At 69.5% G+C, this 16,327-nt stretch carries 12 protein-coding genes; 4 read left to right on the forward strand and 8 right to left on the reverse strand.

Features of this window, described 5'->3' with window-relative positions; translation table 11 throughout:
• Nucleotides 1-100 precede the first annotated feature (100 nt).
• A complete protein-coding gene (locus T336_RS0113075) occupies nucleotides 101-454 on the forward strand; it encodes a hypothetical protein (RefSeq protein WP_244883931.1) in 354 nt (117 codons plus the stop codon).
• Between the two features lie 123 nt (nucleotides 455-577).
• Here T336_RS0113075 and htpG read toward each other — a convergent pair whose 3' ends face one another.
• The 4 genes from htpG to T336_RS0113095 all read right to left on the reverse strand — a co-directional run bounded on the left by htpG (nucleotide 578) and on the right by T336_RS0113095 (nucleotide 6,179).
• Nucleotides 578-2,527, reverse strand: coding sequence for a molecular chaperone HtpG (htpG, locus tag T336_RS0113080; RefSeq protein ID WP_026432889.1), 1,950 nt, complete (start codon nucleotides 2,525-2,527; stop codon nucleotides 578-580).
• Nucleotides 2,528-2,699: 172 nt separating this feature from the next.
• A complete protein-coding gene (locus tag T336_RS0113085; RefSeq protein WP_019703535.1) occupies nucleotides 2,700-3,299 on the reverse strand; it encodes a GAF domain-containing protein in 600 nt (199 codons plus the stop codon).
• Nucleotides 3,292-4,257: a Bug family tripartite tricarboxylate transporter substrate binding protein gene (locus tag T336_RS0113090; RefSeq protein ID WP_019703536.1), complete on the reverse strand. Its 966-nt coding sequence runs from the start codon at nucleotides 4,255-4,257 to the stop codon at nucleotides 3,292-3,294. Before T336_RS0113090 ends, T336_RS0113085 begins: the two co-directional genes overlap by 8 nt.
• Before the next feature lie 77 nt (nucleotides 4,258-4,334).
• Nucleotides 4,335-6,179, reverse strand: coding sequence for a gamma-glutamyltransferase family protein (locus tag T336_RS0113095; RefSeq protein ID WP_019703537.1), 1,845 nt, complete (start codon nucleotides 6,177-6,179; stop codon nucleotides 4,335-4,337).
• 94 nt (nucleotides 6,180-6,273) lie between these two features.
• Here T336_RS0113095 and T336_RS25160 point away from each other — a divergent pair, with 94 nt between their 5' ends.
• Nucleotides 6,274-7,284 carry a LysR family transcriptional regulator gene (locus T336_RS25160; protein ID WP_019703538.1) on the forward strand — a complete coding sequence of 337 codons (1,011 nt, stop codon included), beginning with the start codon at nucleotides 6,274-6,276 and terminating at the stop codon, nucleotides 7,282-7,284.
• Here the strand turns inward: T336_RS25160 and T336_RS0113105 are convergent.
• Nucleotides 7,239-7,763 carry a hypothetical protein gene (locus T336_RS0113105; RefSeq protein WP_026432890.1) on the reverse strand — a complete coding sequence of 175 codons (525 nt, stop codon included), beginning with the start codon at nucleotides 7,761-7,763 and terminating at the stop codon, nucleotides 7,239-7,241. The two genes, T336_RS25160 and T336_RS0113105, sit on opposite strands and share 46 nt — an antisense overlap.
• A gap of 157 nt (nucleotides 7,764-7,920) precedes the next feature.
• Between T336_RS0113105 and T336_RS25165 the strand changes: the two genes are divergently transcribed.
• Entirely contained in the window at nucleotides 7,921-10,416 is a 2,496-nt protein-coding gene (locus T336_RS25165; protein WP_244883932.1) for a PAS domain-containing protein, read from the forward strand.
• Here the strand turns inward: T336_RS25165 and T336_RS0113115 are convergent, their stop codons facing one another.
• The 3 genes from T336_RS0113115 to T336_RS0113125 are packed head-to-tail and all read right to left on the reverse strand — an operon-like array spanning nucleotide 10,417 to nucleotide 14,373.
• On the reverse strand, nucleotides 10,417-11,406 hold the full coding sequence (locus tag T336_RS0113115) for a pseudouridine synthase (protein WP_084151426.1): 990 nt from the start codon (nucleotides 11,404-11,406) through the stop codon (nucleotides 10,417-10,419).
• Nucleotides 11,407-11,410: 4 nt separating this feature from the next.
• Complete coding sequence (locus T336_RS0113120) at nucleotides 11,411-13,750, reverse strand: putative bifunctional diguanylate cyclase/phosphodiesterase (RefSeq protein WP_026432893.1); 2,340 nt, start codon at nucleotides 13,748-13,750, stop codon at nucleotides 11,411-11,413.
• Nucleotides 13,747-14,373 (reverse strand): methylamine utilization protein, encoded by a 627-nt coding sequence (locus tag T336_RS0113125; protein ID WP_026432894.1) that lies wholly within the window; start codon nucleotides 14,371-14,373, stop codon nucleotides 13,747-13,749. Before T336_RS0113125 ends, T336_RS0113120 begins: the two co-directional genes overlap by 4 nt.
• 290 nt (nucleotides 14,374-14,663) lie before the next feature.
• Here T336_RS0113125 and T336_RS0113130 point away from each other — a divergent pair, with 290 nt between their 5' ends.
• A complete protein-coding gene (locus T336_RS0113130) occupies nucleotides 14,664-16,280 on the forward strand; it encodes a methyl-accepting chemotaxis protein (RefSeq protein WP_019700115.1) in 1,617 nt (538 codons plus the stop codon).
• Nucleotides 16,281-16,327 lie beyond the last annotated feature (47 nt).

Below are 16,327 nucleotides of genomic sequence, written 5' to 3' on the forward strand. Positions count from 1 at the left end.
ATGTTCCGCCGCGGCCATATGCCTGGCCGCGCACCTATGCAACGCGGGGCAGGCACCTGCGTCACCGCGAGCCTCCGATAAAACCCATGCCATCGCTCCCGTGGCATCCATCCAGATCACCCGCGCCAACGCGCAAACCGCGGCAGGAGACGCGGCTCCCTGTACAGGCATCCGGCCGCTGACCGAAGGCGACGTGCGCCGGTTTCTCGCACACGCCCGCCCCATCACCCGCCGGGCGGCCCTGCACGGCGATTTCCTCGTGGGCGACTGCTACACGGAAGCCCGCATCCGCTTCCAGGACGGCCGCACCGCCAGCCTGGGCATCGCCAACGATGCCGGCACGGCCCTGCTGACCCCCATCGTGGAGGGCAAAGAGCAGACACAGGGCCGTTACTTCCGCTGCAAGCAGTGCGCCGGCATGCTGGACCTGCCGGACCGCCTGCCCACGAACTGATCCGCGCACCGGCGCGGAAAAACGCGCCCATGAAAAAGCCGCGAAAGGCATGCCTGCCTTCCGCGGCTCCGGTGTGCAGGCGGGCGGCCTGCAGCGCAGGCCCGCAGGCCTGCTCGCCTGGCCTTACACCAGCAGCGCGTTCACCCGCTTCACGTACGCGGCCGGATCCTCCGGCAGCCCGCCTTCGGCCAGCAGGGCCTGATCGAAAAGGATGTGCGCGAGGTCGTGGAAGTGCACGCTGCCGTCCAGCTTCTTCACCAGCGCATGTTCCGGGTTCACCTCCAGCACGGGCTTGGCGTCGGGCATCGACTGGCCGGCCTGCTTCATCAGGCGCGCGAGCTGGGTGCTCATGCCGTGCTCCTGCACCACGAGGCAGGCAGGCGAATCGACGAGGCGCGTGGTCACGCGCACGTCCTCGGCCTTGTCCTTGAGGGCTTCCTTGAGTTTCGCCAGCACGGGCTTGAAGGCCTCGGCGGCTTCCTCGGCGGCCTTCTTCTCGGCCTCGTCCTGCAGCTGCCCCAAGTCCACCGCACCCTTGGCCACGGACTGCAGCGGCGTGCCGTCGAAGTCGTGCAGGTAGTTGAGCGCCCATTCGTCCACGCGGTCGGTCATCAGCAGCACCTCGATGCCCTTCTTCTTGAAGACCTCGAGCTGCGGGCTGTTCTTCGCGGCGGCCAGGGTGTCGGCGGTGATGTAGTAGATCGCCTCCTGGCCTTCCTTCATGCGGGCCTTGTAGTCGGCCAGCGAGACGGTCACGCTGTCGGTGGTGCTGGAGGCGAAGCGCAGCAGCTTCGCGATGCGCTCGCGGTTGCCGAAGTCCTCGCCCAGGCCTTCCTTGAGCACCGCGCCGAACTCGGCATAGAACTGCGTGTACTTGCCCTCCTTGGCCTTGTCGTCCTCGCTCACCACGTCGGTCACGCCGTCGGCGCCTTCACCGGCGGTGTGGCGGTCGTGCTTGGCCAGGTCTTCGAGCATGGAGAGCACGCGCTTGGTGGAGCCCTCGCGGATGGCGCGCACGTCGCGGCTTTCCTGCAGCAGCTCGCGGCTCACGTTGAGCGGCAGGTCGGCCGAGTCGATCACGCCCTTCACGAAGCGCAGGTACGTGGGCATGAGCGCTTCGGCATCATCCATGATGAACACGCGCTTCACGTAGAGCTTCACACCGGCCTTCTTGTCGCGGTTCCACAGGTCGAACGGCGCCTTGGCGGGGATGTAGAGCAGCTGCGTGTACTCGGTGTTGCCCTCCACGCGGTTGTGGCTCCAGGTGAGCGGGTTCTCGTGGTCGTGGCTGATCGCCTTGTAGAACTCCTGGTACTGCTCGTCGGTGATGTCCTTCTTGGGGCGCGTCCACAGGGCGCTGGCCTTGTTCACGGCCTCCCACTCGCCCGTCTTGACCATCTGGCCGGGCTCGCCTTCCTTCTCGCTCTCCTTCCACTCTTCCTTCTCCATGAGGATGGGCAGGCTGATGTGGTCGGAGTACTTGCCGATGACCTGCTTGAGCTTCCAGGCGTTCAGGAACTCCTCGGCTTCCTCACGCAGGTGCAGGATGATGCTGGTGCCGCGCTCGGCGCGCGTGATGGTCTCCACCTCGAAGTCGCCCGTGCCGCCGCTGATCCAGCGCACGCCCTCTTCGGGCTTCAGACCCGCGCGGCGCGATTCCACGGTGATCTTGTCGGCGACGATGAAGCCCGAGTAGAAGCCCACGCCGAACTGCCCGATGAGCTGGGCGTCCTGCTTCTGGTCGCCCGAGAGGCGGCTCATGAAGTCCTTGGTGCCGCTCTTGGCGATCGTGCCCAGGTGGTCGATCGCCTCCTGCTCGCTCATGCCGATGCCGTTGTCGGTGATCGTGAGCGTCTTCGCGGCCTTGTCGAAGGACACGCGCACTTCGAGGTTGGGCGCATCCTCGTACAGCGCGGCGTTGTTCAGGGCCTCGAAGCGCAGCTTGTCGCAGGCGTCGGACGCGTTCGAGATCAGCTCGCGCAGGAAGATTTCCTGGTTGGAATACAGCGAGTGGGTGACCAGGTGCAGCAGTTGCGCGACTTCGGCCTGGAAGGAATGGGTGTGCTTGCTCATGGTTGGTGGATGGCTCTTGTAGAGGTTCGCAACGAAAAGGGGAACGCCCGGCCATCTGGGGGCCGGCCGCGGATTATCAAGGCCCATGGCCCGCGCCTTGCGGGCGAGCCCCATCCGATGCCCTGGCGCAGGCCTCCGCGAGGTTCCGGCGGGCATCCCCGCGCGCACCCGCTCACCCAGCCAATCCGCTGGCTGCCGCGGCCGGGCCGGCCTGCACCGCCCAGGCGATGGCAGGAGAACACAAGGCGGCCAGCAGGCGGGCCAGGGATACCGCCTCCGGTTTCCACCGCGGCTCCCTGCCCAGCACGTTGAATGTGGCGATGCATCGGCCCTGTCCGTCGAACACGGGCACGTTGATGACGGCCTGCAGGCCCAGCGAGTCAATGAGCGCGTGGTCGTCGAAGACCGATTGCAGCACTTCGCGCCCTTCACCGATGAAGAGCTCCCCGTCGAGCAGCAGCTTCCGCGTCCATGGCGTGAGCGCCTTGCGCTTGCGGCCGGCCACGGGATAGGCGACGGGATCGGAGGTCCATGCCCGCTGGAGCACCAGCATGGCACCGGCATCCCCGGAGGCCGGCAGCGGGCTGCGCAGGAGGTTCACCGTGAGCAGGCCCGGGCCCACGAGGGTGCGACGGGCGGTGTCGGCGATCTGCATGGCGGCGTCCAGCCCGCAGGCGCGCGGCAGGTCGGCCAGCAGCGCGCCGCAGGCGTGCTCAGGCAGGGTCAGCCCGGCGCAGCCCGCGGGTTCGGCAAAAGATGCGTGCTCACTCATTGGTAATGCCGAGCTCCTTGATGATCCTGCCGTAGCGTTGCGCATCGGCCTTGAGAATCCTGTCGAACTCCTGCGGCGATTTGCTCACCACTTCGACGCCGATGGAGTCCATGCGCTGGCGCACCGCGGGCACCTGGAGGGCCGCGTTGGTGGCAGCGTTCAGGCGCTGCACCAGATCAGCGGGCATGTCCCGGGGGCCGAACAGTCCGTACCAGACACCCAATTCATAGCCGGGCACGGTCTCGGACACCGCGGGCACATCCTTCAGCAGTGTGGAGCGCTGCGCTTCCGTCACGGCCAGCAGGCGCAGCTTGCCGGCCTTCACATGCGGCAGGGTCTGCGTGCCGGCGGAGAAGAGCACCTGCGTCTGGTCGGCGACGGTATCCACCACGGCCGGGGCGCCGCCACGGTAGGGCACGTGCGTCATCTGAATCCCGGTGGCCTTCTCGAACAGCACGGCGCTCAGGTGGTTGGTCGAACCCGGGCCGGCCGATGCGTAGTTGAGCTTGCCGGGGTTGGCCTTGGCGTAGGCAATGAGCTCCTTGACGGTCTTGGCCGGCACCGACGGATTCACCACCAGCGTATTCACCACGTTCGCCATCAGGGCGATGGGCGTGAAATCCTCCACGCCCCTGAAAGGCATGTCGGGCATGAGCGCGGGGTTCATGGCATGGGTGCTCATGGAACCCACCAGCAGCGTGTATCCGTCCGGCCTTGCCTTGGCGACGAAGTTCGAGCCGATGTTGCCGGAGGCGCCCGCGCGGTTGTCCACGATGACCGGCTTGCCCAGCGTCTTGCCGAGCTGTTCGGCCAGCGACCGCGCCAGGATGTCGGTGGAGCCGCCGGGAGCCCAGGGCACGATGAGGGTGACGGGCTTGTCCGGGTAGTCGGCGTGGGCCAGCGAGGCCAGGCCGAGGAGCGACAGGACAGCCAGGCTGCGGCGGATGCGGGAGAACATGGCGAAGACTCCTTGGAGGGAAGGAAAAGGAACTGCGGAAAAGAGGCGGAGGAAGCAGAAACGGGGGCGGCGCCGCATCAGCGGCCCACGGCGTATCCCTGCATGCCGCGCGGATTGGCGGCAGCGCGCAGCACCAGGCGGCCTTCCCGGTCGCGCTCGCGGGTGCAGGCGGACATGCGGCTTTCAGACCAGGGCGCCCCCACCTTCACGGTGTGGCCCATGGCGCGCAGCGCGTCGATCTGCACGGGGTCGAAGCGCGACTCCAGGGTGAGCTGGTTGAGCGTGGTGCTTCGCGGCCAGAACGACGCGGGGAAATGGTCGATGTGCCAGGCCGGCGCATCGATGGCCTCCTGCAGATTCAGGCCATGCACCGCATGGCGCAGGAAGAATGCCGGGGACCACTGGTCCTGCTGGTCGCCGCCTGGCGTGCCGAACACCATGTAGGGCTCGCCGTCGCGCAGCGCGAGCGACGGCGAGAGCGTGGTGCACGGCGCCACGCCGGGCGTCACCGTGTTGGGCAGGCCTTCGTCCAGCCAGGTCATCTGCAGCCGCGTGGTCAGCGCGAAGCCCAGGGCGGGAATGACCGGGCTGGACGACAGCCAGCCTCCCGAAGGCGTGGCCGCGACCATGTTGCCGTGGCGGTCGATCACGTCGATGTGGCAGGTGTCCCCCACGAAGACCTCGCGATCCAGCCATTCGCTCACCGGGGGCAGCGCAGCGAAGGTGGGCTCGCCGATACCGAAGCGGGTGTCCGCCTTCAGCAGGGTGCGGCGTGCCACGTCCAGGTCCGGCATCACCGGCTGCCGTCCCCCCGGCGCGCCGGCGCGCAGCCGGGTGCTGGCGCCATCGCCGATCTCCTCCCAGCGCGCGCGCAGGTAGGCGCCGGACAGCAGCGCCATCTGCGCATCGCGCTGCGCGCCCGGAGCGGCGCCATACCAGGCCAGGCGGTCGGCCATGGCCAGCTTGGCCGCCTCGGCGATGCGGTGCACGAAGCCTGCGGAATCCACGGGGTGCTGCTCCAGCCCCGCATGGCGCAGCATGCCCATCTGCTGCAGGAACGCCGGGCCCTGGCTCCAGAAACCGCACTTGGCCAGCGTGTAGCGGCCGAAGTCCAGGGTCAGCGGCGCCTCGATGGAGGGCGACCAGTTCGCCAGGTCGTCGTAGCGCAGCAGGCCGCCATGGCATTCGCCGGTGGTGTCGCGCACTTTCCCGGTGCGGTAGAAGTGATCGATGTCGCGCGCCACGAAACCTTCGTACCAGCAGCGGATGGCCGCATCGATTTCCCGGGTGCGCTGCCCGCCGCCCTCACGCTGCGCTGTCTCGACGATGCGCGTATAGGTATCGGCGAGCCGGGGAAGCCGGAACAGCGCACCCGGTTGCGGCACCCGGCCCTCGGGCAGCCAGACCTCGGCCGAGCTGGGCCAGTGCGCACGGAACAGCTCCTGCACCGCGACGATGGCCTGCACGGTGCGCGCCAGCAGCGGAAAGCCGTCACGGGCATATCCGATGGCCGGGGCCAGCACATCCGCCAATGACCAGGTGCCGTGGTCGCGCAGCAGGGTCAGCCACGCGCCGAACGCTCCGGGAACAGTGGCTGGCAGTAGCCCGATGCCCGGGACCTGCTCCAGCCCCAGGCGGCGGAACGCCTGCGCCGTCGCTTCCGCCGGTGCGCTGCCCTGGCCGCAGATGGAGCGCATGGAGCGCTCGCGCTCACTCCAGTACAGGATCGGCACCTCGCCCCCCGGGCCGTTCAGGTGCGGCTCGACGACCTGCAGAACGAAGCCGCCGGCCACGGCCGCATCGAACGCGTTGCCTCCACGCTCGAGCACGCCCATGGCGGTCTGCGATGCCAGCCAGTGGGTGGAGGCGGCCACGCCGTGTGTGCCGGTGATCTCGGGGCGGGTCGTGAAGGAGTGGCTCATGCTCGGTACTGGTGCGTGTGGATGACGGTTCCAGTCTAGGAGCATCAAATAGACCAACTAACATGTATATCTATGGATGCATGCATGTTTCTCTATGGCCGATACCGCACTTCCCCGGGATGAACTGGCCATCCGGCTGGAGAACCGGCTCAAGATGCGCCACTACGTGCTGCTGCTGGCCATCGACCGCCATCGCTCCATCAGCCGTGCCGCCGACGAGTTGCAGTTGAGCCAGCCCACCGTGACCCGCGCGCTGGCCGACATCGAAGACATCTTCATGGCCCCGCTGTTCGTTCGTACCCGGCGCGGGCTGGAGCCCACGCCGGCCGGGGAAGTGGTACTTGCCCGTGCCCGCTTCGCCGCCGCGGACAACCATGCCCTGCGGCGCGAACTGGAAGGCTTGCGCGCAGGGCACCAGGGGCGCCTGCGCCTGGGCGTGATTCCCTATGCGCCCGACGCCATCCTGGATGCCGCCTGGCATCACCTGCTGGGCAAAAGGCCGCGGCTGTCGCTGCAGGCGCACGAGGACACCACGCTCAACCTGATTGCCGCGCTGCGCAACCGCACGCTGGACTGCGCCCTCTGCCGCTTCTCGCAGGACAGTTCGGCCGATGACCTGGAGCAGGAGCTGCTGTACCAGCAGACGGCCCATATCGTCGTGTCGCGGGACAGCGCGCACTCACTCAAGCGCCTGGCCTCGCCCGACGTCGGCCAGTTGTCGCAGATGGACTGGATTTTTCCGCCGTCGAATACGCCCATCCGCCACATGATCGACGCCATGTTCGCCGCCGGCGGCCGGCGCGTGCCCGTGCCCGTGCTGGAGGCCTATGCCACCCGTACCATCGCCTCCGCCCTGGTGCGCCTGCCCCGCGGCGTGACGCTGCTGCCCCTGCACACGGCCGAGCTCGTGGCCGCCGATGGCCGCGCCGTCGTCATGCCCGAGCCGCTGCCCTGGCGCATGCCACCCATCAGCCTGGCCTGGCTGCGTGGCAATCCCAAGTCGCAGATGGCCTGCGAACTGGTGGCAGCGATTCGCGAGCGGTTGCGAGCGGACGAGGCTCAGCCAGAAGCCGGCAAGCCGGGCTTTTCCGGGGGAATGGTGTAGTCCGCCGGTTGGCAAAACGCGTTGCGCGCAGCATCCCACTGCACAGGGATGTTCGCGAAGTAGCCCGCTGGAATGTCGGTCTCCACCCAGTATTCATGCGCCCATCCGCTTTCCGTTCGAGCGCCGTGCACGGGCTTGCCCACGCCTTTGACGAAGCGGTCGTAGCCTGCCGGCAGACCGATCCGGACGACCTGGATGCCGACGCATTTCTGACCGAACCCGAACCCTGCGATGTAGTGGGTTTCACAGGCCAGTTCCGTGAGCGAGTCGGACCACATCGCGCCGTGCCCTTCGAGTTTCTTGTAGTTGAATTCGGCGAAGTCGAACGTATTGGTGTATCGAGCGAGGACGAGCTGCCAGCTGGATGGCTGCTGCCCCAGGGACAGCAGGGGCAGCCGGCTCGATTCTGCGACCGCAGCTTGCGCAAGCCAGTGGCGCTTGAACCCTATGGCGGACAGGCTTGTGGGTGGGGGGTACATGGGAGGCCCTGCTCGTATGACCCATCCATTCTCGGGCATCGCTCAGGCGGTCCGGTCCAGGATGCAAGCGCCGGTGGAAAAGGAAAGGTTCCGCACCCCCGGCAGGCATTACGCGCGGGCCCGACAGCAGGACGCATGCTCGGGTTACATTGCCGGCATGAACTCTTCCGCGCCCCATTTCCTGCCCGACGGCATGCCGGCGCACCCGCTGGTACGCGGGGGGAATTGGGCAGCATCCCCCCTGGGAGACCCCTGCGGATGGCCGCGGCCGCTGCGCGCGGCGGCCTCCCTGGTGCTGGATTCACTGGCCCCGACATGGCTCGCCTGGGGCCCGGGCCTGGGCATGGTGTACAACGCGCCGTACGTGGACCTGCTGGGCAACAAGCACCCCCGGGCCATGGGCGCCGCCCTGGATGCGGTGTGGGCCGAGGTCTGGCCCGACGTGGCCGACCTGGTGGCCAGGGCCCTGTCGGGCGAGGCGCTGCACCGCGAGGACCTTCCGCTGGTCGTCAACCGCCGCGGCCACCCTGAGCCCGCCTGGTTCAGCTTCTCGTACACGCCCCTGCGCGACGACGACGGGCGCGTGCAGGGCGTGCTGTGCACGGTTGCGGAAACCACCGGCAAGATGCTCGCGCAACGCGCGCAGGCCGACAGCGAATCGCGCCTGCGGGCGCTGACGCTGGCGACGGCCAACGCGGTCTATCGCATGAACGCCGACTGGAGCCGGTTGCTGGAAGTCAACGGCCAGGGCTTCGTGGCCGACACCTCGGAACCCATGCGCTCCTGGGTGGAGCAATACGTGCCGGTGGAGGACCAGCCCCGGGTGCGCGCAGCCATCGCACAGGCCATGGCGACGCGCAGCCTGCTGGAGCTGGAGCACCGCGTGTTCCGCGTGGACGGCAGCATCGGCTGGACGCTGTCGCGCGCCATGCCGCTGCTCGATGCGCAGGGCGAGGTGGTGGAATGGTTCGGCACCGCCACCGACCTCACGGCCCGCAAGGCCGCGGAAGAGGCGCTGCGCGAGAGCGAACTGCAACTGCGCACGCTGTTCGAGACCATGGACGAGGGCTTCTGCGTGATCGAGTTCCTCGACGGCCCCCACGGCCCGCTGAGCGATTACGTGCACATCTCCGCCAACCCGGCCTATCTCGCCAATGCCGGCATTGCCGACGTGGTCGGCCAGCGCGTGCGCGACATGGTGCCGGACGAAGCGGACGCCTGGGTGGAGATCTACCGCAAGGTGCTGGTCACGGGCGAGCCGGTGCGCTTCGAGCGCGAGTTGGTCAAGACCGGCCGCTACCTGGCGCTGTCCGCCTTCCGCGTGGAGCCGGCCGAACGCCGCCAGGTGGCCGTGCTGTTCCAGGACGTGACGCAGCGCCACCGCGCCGAGCGCGCGCTGCGCGACCTGAACGAGGCCCTGGAGCAGCGCGTGGCGCTGGAGGTGGCCGAGCGCCTCAGGACGGAAGAAGCCCTGCGCCAGGCGCAGAAGATGGAGGCGGTGGGCCAGCTCACCGGCGGCATCGCGCACGATTTCAACAACATGCTGGCGGTGGTGCTGGGGTCGCTGGAACTGCTGGACCGCCGCTTTGCCGCGGGCGAGCCACGCGCCAGGCGCCACATCGACGCAGCCCGTGGCGGTGCCCGGCGCGCTGCGCAGCTCACGCAGCGGTTGCTGGCCTTCTCGCGCCGGCAGCCGCTCAGCCCGGTGCCGCTGGACGCCAACCAGCTGGTCGCCGGCATGTCCGACATGCTGCGCCATGCGCTGGGCGGTGCGATCCGGCTCGAGACGGTGCTCGCCGGCGGGCTGTGGCGCATCCATGCCGACCGCAACCAGCTCGAGAGCGTGATCCTGAACCTCGCCGTCAACGGCCGCGACGCCATGGGCGCGCTGGCCGACGGCGGGCGCCTGACCATCGAAACCGCCAATGCCCACCTGGACGAGCGCTACGCCGCGGAGCACCTGGGTGTGGCGCCGGGGCAGTACGTGCTGATCGCCGTGAGCGACACCGGCACGGGCATGCCGCCGGAGGTGATCGCCAAGGCCTTCGACCCGTTCTTCACCACCAAGGAGGTGGGCCGCGGCACGGGCCTGGGGCTGAGCCAGGTGTACGGCTTCATCAAGCAGTCCGACGGGCACGTGAAGATCTATTCCGAGGTCGGCGAAGGCACCACCGTCAAGGTGTACCTGCCCCGCCTGGTGAACGCCATCGAAGAAGAAGCCGGACCGGCCGCCCCGCCGCCGCTGCCCCTGGGGGATGCGCAGGAGGTGGTGCTGGTGGTGGAGGACGAGGCCGCCGTGCGGCAGTTCTCCGTGGAGGCACTGGGAGAACTCGGCTACCGCGTGCTGGAGGCCGACGGCGCCGCCGCGGCGCTGAAGCTGATCGACGCGCACCCGGAGATCGACCTGCTCTTCACCGACGTCGTCATGCCCGACGTGAACGGCCGCAAGCTGGCCGAGGAAGCGCTGCGCCGCCGCCCGGGGCTGAAAGTGCTGTTCACCACCGGCTATACGCGCAACGCCGTCGTGCACAACGGCGTGCTGGACGCGGGCGTGCACCTGCTCGGCAAGCCTTACACCCTGGAAGACCTGGCGCTGCGGGTGCGCGAGGCGCTGGATGCGCCCGATGCCGGCATCCAGCCCGGCAGCGGCTGATCAGAACCGCTCGTTCGGCCCCAGGTAGCGCCACTGCCCCACGGGCAGGTTGCCCAGCACCACGCGGCCGATGCGGATGCGCTTGAGGCCCACCACCTTCAGGCCCACCAGCTCGCACATGCGGCGGATCTGGCGCTTCTTGCCCTCCTGCAGCACGAAGCGCAGCTGCTCGGGGTTCTGCCACTCCACCTTCGCCGGCTTGAGCGCCTGGCCGTCCAGCGACAGGCCGTGGCAGAGGCGCGCCAGCTGCCCGGCCGGGAACACGGACTGCACGTCCGTCGCGACCTCGCCGTAGTGCACGCGCACGAGGTATTCCTTCTCCACCCCGGAGTCTTCGCCGATCAGGTGCCGCGCCACGCGGCCATCCTGCGTGAGCACGAGCAGCCCGACGGAATCGATGTCCAGCCGGCCGCAGGGCGCGAGCCCGCGCAGCTGCGGGGGCGAGAAGCGCTGGCGGCTCGGGTCCTCGCGCCAGTGGGTGCGCGGGTTGATGAGCGCCACGGCGGGCGTGTGGCCGTCCTCGGCCTGGCCGCTGACATAGCCCATGGGCTTGTGCAGCAGGATGGTGACCTGCCGCTCCTGCTGGCCGCGGGCGGCCGGGTCCACCTCGATGCGGTCCGCGGGCGACACCTGCAGCCCCATGGCGGCGACCTGGCCGTTCACGCGCACCCAGCCGCTGGCGATCCAGTCGTCCGCCTCGCGGCGCGAGCACAGGCCCAGCTCGGCCATGCGCTTGTTCAGGCGCGAGGTGCCGGAGGGCGCGCCGCCGCGGTGTGCCCCGGTGGGCGCAGCCGCGGGGGCGGGAGCGCGCGCGGGGCCGGGTCGCGGCGCCTCGCCTGCGCCGGCCTCCGGGGCGCGCAGGGTGAAGCGGCCCGCGGGCCGGGGACCGCCCGCGCGGGGCGGTGCGGGACGGGAAGCGGGATCGGGCTGGCTGGCGCGCGGGCCGCTGGGCGGGAGCGACAGGCGTCGGCGGGGGGCGGAATCGGACATGGCGCTATTTTCGCGCGGCAGCGGCCGCGTGCCAGGCGAGGAAGTCGTCCGCGGGCATCGGCCGGCCGATGTGGTAGCCCTGCGCTTCGTCGCAGCGCAGCCCGCGCAGCTGCTCCAGGATCGCGGCGGATTCCACGCCCTCGGCCACGACGGAGAGCCCCAGGTTGTGCGCCAGGTCGATGGTGGAGCGCACGATCTGCGCATCGCCGGCATCCACCGCCATGCCCATGACGAAGGACTTGTCGATCTTCAGTTCGTCCACCGGCAGGCGCTTGAGGTAGGCCAGCGAGGAGTAGCCGGTGCCGAAGTCGTCGATGGACAGCTTGAAGCCCTGCGCGGACAGCCGGTTCAGCATGGCCTCGGCCCGGCCGGGGTCGTCCATGATGGCGCTTTCGGTGATCTCCAGGCAGAAATCCCCTGACTCCACTCCGTGCCGCGCCATGAGCGTGCCCAGGCGGGTGCTCAGGTCCGTGTCCATGAGGTCGCGCGTGGACAGGTTCACCGAGATGCGCAGGCCCAGGCCCCGCACCTGCGGCCGCGCGAGGTAGCGCGCGGCCTGCTCGAAGATCCAGAGCGTGAGCTGCCGCACGAAGCCGGTCTGCTCGGCGAAGGGGATGAACTGCATGGGCGGCACGAGGCCGCGCACGGGATGCTGCCAGCGCACGAGCGCCTCGGCCCCGCAGCCGGCCTGGCTGTCCAGCCGGAGCTTGGGCTGCAGGAAAAGCCGCAGCTCGCCGGCTTCCACCGCATGGCGCAGCTCCGACAGCAGCGACAGCGCCGCCGCGCTGGAGGATTCCATCGAGGGGTCGTAGATCTGCGCGCCATGCAGGCGCCGCTTGGCCGCGTACATCGCGATTTCCGCATGGCTGAGCAGCGTGTCGGCGTCATCCGCCGGACCCGGCCAGCAGGCGATGCCGATGCCCGCGCTGAGGTCCACCATCTGGTCGTCGAACACCAGGGGCGACTCGAACGCCCGCGTGATGCGCTGCGCCGTATCGCGGGCCGATGCCTCGTCGGCGCCCGGCAGCAGCACGGCGAACTCGTTGCCCCCGAGTCGCGCCACGAGTTCCCGCTCCGTGCGCAGGTGGGCCGCGATGCGCGCCACCACCGCCTGCAGCAGCCGGTCGCCGAGCGCATAGCCCAGCACGTCGTTGACCTGCTGGAACCGGTCGAGGTCCAGGGTGATCACCGACAGCGGCTCCCCGGAGCGCCCTCCGTGCTCCATGGCCTCCATCAGCAGCCGGCGGAACCGCTCCCGGTTCGGCACGCCGGTGAGCCGGTCGGTGTCGGCCAGCTGGCGGATCTCGTCCTGTTGCGCAGCGATGCCCAGCCGCATGCGGTCGAAAGAGCGCGCCAGGCGGCCGATCTCGTCCGTGCGGTGCGTGTGCTCGATGGGCTCGGCATAGTTGCCGCGGGAGATGCGCTGCGTGGCCTCCGTCACCGCCCGCAGGGGAGCGGCCACCCGCCGCGCCATGAGCGCGAAGCCGACCGCGAACAGCGCCACGCCCGCGAGCGTGATGGCGCCCAGCAGCACCTGCAGGTGGCGGTAGGGCGCCAGCACGCCGTCCAGGGAGCGCATCAGCAGGACCAGCGTCTCGCCGTTCGCGCTCTCGAGGGGCACCCGGCGGATCAGCAGCGGGCCGCCATCCATCTGCACCTCGTCGTCCCCCGCCAGTCCGGCCAGCCGCTGCCGGTCGACTTCCGGCAGCGTGCTCACCGGCACGGACCGCTGGCCGTCGGGGCCGCGCACCACGATGGCCACGTCGATCGACTGCAACTGGTGCATCTCGGCGGCCAGCGCCTGGCCGACCGGGAATCCCATCAGCACCCAGCCGATCACCAGGGGCGCCCGCATGGGCACCATCACGAACTGGTAGGGCACGCCGGCCACGATCGCGATCTGGCTGCGGCCGGGCTGCCGCGTCAGCAGGGGCAGCACGCCGAGCAGCGTCGAGCGCGAGTCGCTGGAGGCATCCGCGGCGGAAGACACCACCAGCTGCATCTCGGTGTCCAGCAGGGCCGCGACCGCGGCCCCGATGCGTCCCCCGTGGTTGTAGAGCACCGACGCGATGGTCTCGGCATCGCCGGAATTGACGGCCGAGCGGAAGCCGTAGTCGGCCGCCAGCAGCGCCGAGGCCTGCTGGAGCCGCTCCGCGTTCTGGCCGATGAGGCGCCGCCAGACGCGCTCGTCCGCGTCCAGCCCCACGGCGATCTGCGCCCGCGCGTTGCGCTCGATGGACGCGCGCACCACCAGGAACCCGGCCGCCTGCACCAGCAGGAGCAGGAGCAGCGACACCCCGGCCAGCCGGAACATCAGGCTCTGGCCGAACGCGCGCCAGGTCACTGCACGGCCCCTGCCAGCCGCACGGCCACCGGCGCCCCGCCCGGCTCGGCGACGGCGAGCGGCTGGGCCAGTGCCGGAGCCCCCACCGGCAGCCCCGGGTGCCACACGCGCAGCGTGTACTCGCCCGGCGGCACCTTGTCGAGGCGCACCATGCCCGACGCATCGGAGCGACCGTAGTACGGCGTTTCCACCACCAGGATCCAGCCCACCATCTGGTCGTGGATGTTGCAGCCCAGCACCACGACGCCCGGCTGGTCGAACAGCACGGGGTTGGCGGGCGTGCCCGAATAGAGCTTGAGCTCGAACTTCTTGGCCGGCGAGAAGGAATAGACGTGGTGGCGCACCGTGTCGTGGTTGGGAAACTGCACCTGCGTGCCGGCCGTGACCACGAGCACGTCGGGCACGAAGGTCCGCTTTTCCTGGGCGACCTCGGCGGACGCCAGCGGCTTCGCCTGGCGCCGCGCCTGCGCAGAATCCAGGAACGCCACGGCGCCCTGCAGCGGCTTGCCCGTGCCGTCCTGCACCAGGACCTGCACCAGGGCGGCCCGCGCAGCGGTGCCGGCGAACAGCGCCAGCAGCAGGATGGAGATCCACACCGAGCGCATCACACCTGCATTCACCATGTCACCTCCAGCGGCCATATGTAACAAAACCACCGTGCCACGCTTCGGCGCGCAGGACTCTGGCACGATAGGTCCAATTCAAGAACAAGCTATTAAATAAATAGCTTGAAACGATGGGATAGGCGGGTCATGGAATGATCCAATGGTTCATCGCACGCGACTTCCGCCATGCGGAGCATGCCAGCGAAGTGCCTTGCCTGCGCCCCTCATTTGTAACAACACCAGGCTTTCTATTGGCACTTATCTTGCAATGAACTCCTGACATCCGACCAGGCTACCGGAAACACACTATGCAGGCCGTCACATTCCTTCGCTCCCTCTCGATCTCGCGCCGGCTGTTCCTCGGCTTCGGATGCATGCTGGCCCTGCTGGTGGCCGTGGCGGCCCTGGGCCATTTCTCCATGTCGGCCATGACCGGGCAGATGCAGCAGATCACCGGCCCGGGCGCGGCCAAGGCGCGGCTGGCCAACGGCATGCTGCAGACCGTGAGCGCCACGGGCATCCATGCACGCTCGGCGGCCATGCTCGGCGACATCGATCCCCGCAATGCCGAGGACCAGGCCCGCAAGGCGGCCGACACCCTGCAGCGGTACGCCAGGCAGGAGGCCGAGCTCGCGGCGCTGCTGGAATCCGGCGGCGCGACACCCGAGGAGCGCCAGCTGATGGCGGACATCCAGGCGCAGTCCCGCAAGACCCGTCCCGAGATCGAAGGCGCAGTCAAGCTGGTCACCGACGGTGACACGGTCAGCGCCACGCTCGGCCTGATGACCCGCGTGGCGCCGCCCGAAGCCGTATGGCGCGACAAGCTGGCGCAGCTCGTGGAACTGCAGAACACCCTGAACGCCGATGCCGCTGCCGGCGCGCAGCAGACCCAGACCCGCTCGCGCCTGACCGGCGGCACGCTGGTGGCCGTCGCCATCGCCCTGGGCCTGTTCATCGCCTGGCGCACCACGGCCACCATCACCCAGCCCATCGGGCGGGCCGTCGTGGTGGCCGAACGCATCGCGAGCGGGGACCTCACCTCCCGCGTGGAAGTCCGCATCCACGACGAGACTGGCCGCCTGCTGGACGCGATCGCGGCGATGCAGGAGCAGCTGCGCGCCCTGGTGGGGCACATCGGCACCACGGCCGACTCCATCCTCCTGGCCAGTTCCGAGGTCGCCTCCGGCAACCTGGACCTGAGCCACCGCACGGAACAGACCTCCGGCAACCTGCAGGAGGCCGCCTCCGCCCTCGAAGACCTGACCCAGACCGTCCACCAGGGCGCCGATGCCGCCCGGCAGGCCAACCAGATGACGGCCTCGGCCGCGCAGGTCGCCACGCGCAGCGGCGAAGTGGTCTCTCAGGTGGTGCGCACCATGGATGTGATCAGCGCCAGCTCCCGCAAGATCTCGGACATCATCGGCGTGATCGACGGTATCGCCTTCCAGACCAACATCCTGGCGCTCAACGCCGCGGTCGAGGCGGCCCGCGCGGGCGAGCAGGGCCGGGGCTTCGCCGTGGTGGCGGGCGAAGTGCGCGCCCTGGCGGGGCGCAGCGCCGAGGCCGCACGCGAGATCAAGGCGCTGATCCTCGCCAGCTCCGGGCAGGTGCAGGAAGGCTCCAGCCTGGTCGCCCAGGCCGGCGCCACCATCGGGGAGCTCGTGCAGTCCGTGCAGAAGGTGTCTTCCATCATGGGAGAGATCACCACCTCGGCCCACGAGCAGAGCGACCGCATCGGCCAGGTGAGCCAGTCCGTGAGCGCGCTGGAGAACATGACCCAGCAGAACGCCGCGCTGGTGGAAGAGAGCAGCGCGGCGGCCGGCAGCCTGCGCGAGCAGGCCGGCCGACTGACCGAGATGGTGGGCGCCTTCCGCCTGCAGCGCTCCCCCGGCGAAGCGGGCACGGCGCCCGCGCTTCCCGGCTGAAGGGGGTTATTCGCTCACCAGCGTGGCCACGCTCTGCGGATCGGCCC

Origin of the sequence: Paracidovorax oryzae ATCC 19882 (genome assembly GCF_000687165.1) — a bacterium.
GTDB classification, from domain to species: domain Bacteria; phylum Pseudomonadota; class Gammaproteobacteria; order Burkholderiales; family Burkholderiaceae_C; genus Paracidovorax; species Paracidovorax oryzae.

Bases quoted from the DNA above. Each gene is read 5' to 3' on its own strand.
- htpG (WP_026432889.1), bottom strand. From the start codon at position 2,527: ATGAGCAAGCACACCCATTCCTTCCAGGCCGAAGTCGCGCAACTGCTG.
- T336_RS0113085 (WP_019703535.1), bottom strand. From the start codon at position 3,299: ATGAGTGAGCACGCATCTTTTGCCGAACCCGCGGGCTGCGCCGGGCTG.
- T336_RS0113090 (WP_019703536.1), bottom strand. From the start codon at position 4,257: ATGTTCTCCCGCATCCGCCGCAGCCTGGCTGTCCTGTCGCTCCTCGGC.
- T336_RS0113095 (WP_019703537.1), bottom strand. From the start codon at position 6,179: ATGAGCCACTCCTTCACGACCCGCCCCGAGATCACCGGCACACACGGC.
- T336_RS25160 (WP_019703538.1), top strand. From the start codon at position 6,274: ATGGCCGATACCGCACTTCCCCGGGATGAACTGGCCATCCGGCTGGAG.
- T336_RS0113105 (WP_026432890.1), bottom strand. From the start codon at position 7,763: ATGTACCCCCCACCCACAAGCCTGTCCGCCATAGGGTTCAAGCGCCAC.
- T336_RS25165 (WP_244883932.1), top strand. From the start codon at position 7,921: ATGAACTCTTCCGCGCCCCATTTCCTGCCCGACGGCATGCCGGCGCAC.
- T336_RS0113115 (WP_084151426.1), bottom strand. From the start codon at position 11,406: ATGTCCGATTCCGCCCCCCGCCGACGCCTGTCGCTCCCGCCCAGCGGC.
- T336_RS0113125 (WP_026432894.1), bottom strand. From the start codon at position 14,373: ATGGTGAATGCAGGTGTGATGCGCTCGGTGTGGATCTCCATCCTGCTG.
- T336_RS0113130 (WP_019700115.1), top strand. From the start codon at position 14,664: ATGCAGGCCGTCACATTCCTTCGCTCCCTCTCGATCTCGCGCCGGCTG.